The sequence below is a fragment of the Mesorhizobium sp. M4A.F.Ca.ET.020.02.1.1 genome, from assembly GCF_004022645.1.
GTDB lineage: Bacteria > Pseudomonadota > Alphaproteobacteria > Rhizobiales > Rhizobiaceae > Mesorhizobium.
The window spans coordinates 1-1603 of sequence record NZ_RZOI01001029.1; the positions used below are offsets into that span (position 1 = coordinate 1).

Annotated in this window: 1 protein-coding gene and 1 pseudogene; both read left to right on the top strand. The window is 61.1% G+C overall.

Going from position 1 to position 1603, the window contains the following annotated elements:
* A pseudogene (locus EN742_RS38425) lies at positions 1 to 557 on the top strand (hydantoinase/oxoprolinase family protein); the annotation flags it as partial.
* A gap of 3 nt (positions 558 to 560) precedes the next feature.
* Positions 561 to 1603, top strand: a 1043-nt coding sequence (locus tag EN742_RS34445; protein WP_245492471.1) for a hydantoinase B/oxoprolinase family protein, incomplete at its 3' end; no start/stop codon positions are given.

Here is a 1603-nt window from a genome sequence, read left to right on the forward strand (position 1 = left end):
TTATCAGCGAAGCGAGCAAGACCGACATGGGGACGTTGAAGTCGCTATTCGCCAAGTTGGAGGATGAGGCCTGGGACCTGCTGCAGCAGGAAGGCGTCGAGCGCAAGGATGTCATCCTCGAGCGTTCGGTCGATATGATGTATCAAGGCCAGTGGCGCTCGCTGTCGGTGCCGTTCGGCGCCGCACTGCATTCAACCGATGAGCTTGTCGCCGCTTTCCATGCACTGCATGAGCGTGAATACAATTTCCGCCGCGACGACGCGCCGGTGGACATCTACCGCGTCAATCTGAGCGCGATCGGCGTCACGCCGAAGGCCACGCTGGCCGAGCATCCTCTATCGGACGAGAAACCCGTGCCGAAGGAGCGACGGACCGTCTGGTTCGACGACAAACCATTCGCCGATACGCCGATCTATCAGCGCGAGGATATGAAGGCGGGTGCGAAGCTCGTCGGTCCGGCCATCATCGAGCAATTCGACTCGACCACGGTCGTGCCGCCGCGCGTCGCCGCCGAGATCGACCGTTTCCTCAACATCGTCATCCGCTTCGAGGCCTGAGCCATGAACCCTGCCGCAGCCATGCAGCGCGCCGAAGGATTTGCCCTCGATCCGGTGACCTTCGAGGTGTTGAAGAACTCGTTCATCAACTCCGTCAACCAGATGTCGGAGCAGATACTCAGAACCTGCTACTCCTTCGTCATCTACAATCGCGACTTCTCCAACGGCCTCAGTGACGTCAATGGCGACTCGGTCGCCCAGGGCGACCAGGATCTCGCGGGCCATGTCGGCACGCTTCACCTGACCTGCAAGGATGTGATCCGTGTCTTCAAGGGCCGTATGGAAGACGGCGACGTCTATGCCATCAATGATCCTTATGCCGGCGGAACCCATTTCTCCGACGTACGGTTGATCCGTCCAATCTTCGTCGAGGGCGAGGTGATCGGCTTCGCGCAGTCCAACGGACACTGGACCGATGTCGGCGGCTCGACGCCCGGCTCCTTCGACGTGATGGCGCGCGACATGTTCCGCGAAGGCATCCGCATCACACCTGTCAGGCTTTGGCATGCTGGCCGTTTCTGCGACGACGTGGCAAACCTCATCGCAGCGCAGACGCGCGATCCGGCATCCATCCTGGGCGACATGCAATCGCAGGCGCAGGCGACAATGATCGCGGCTCGCGAGATCCAACGCCTGGTTGCCAAGTATGGCAAGGAAACCGTCAAGGCCGGCTTCGCCGACGTGCAGAACTATGTCGAGCGGGCGACGCGCCAGCGGCTTGCGGAACTGCCGCGCGGCACCTGGGAAACGGAAGACTTCCTGGATCGCGACCTTGGAGCGGGCGAGGGCCTGATCCCGATCAAGATCAAGCTGACGTTGACCGGGGAAAAGGCGATCTACGACTTCACCGGCTCGCATCCGACCGTTGCGTCGCTCTACAATTCAGCTTTCGGCGGCACATTTTCAGCCTGCGTCGCGGCGATGAAGAACTTCTTTCCGGACCTGCCGCTGAACTCCGGCTTCTATCGCACGATCGAGGTGATCGCACCCGAGAACACGATCGTCAATGCCAAGTGGCCGGTCGCCGTCACCGGCTTCCTCATGCC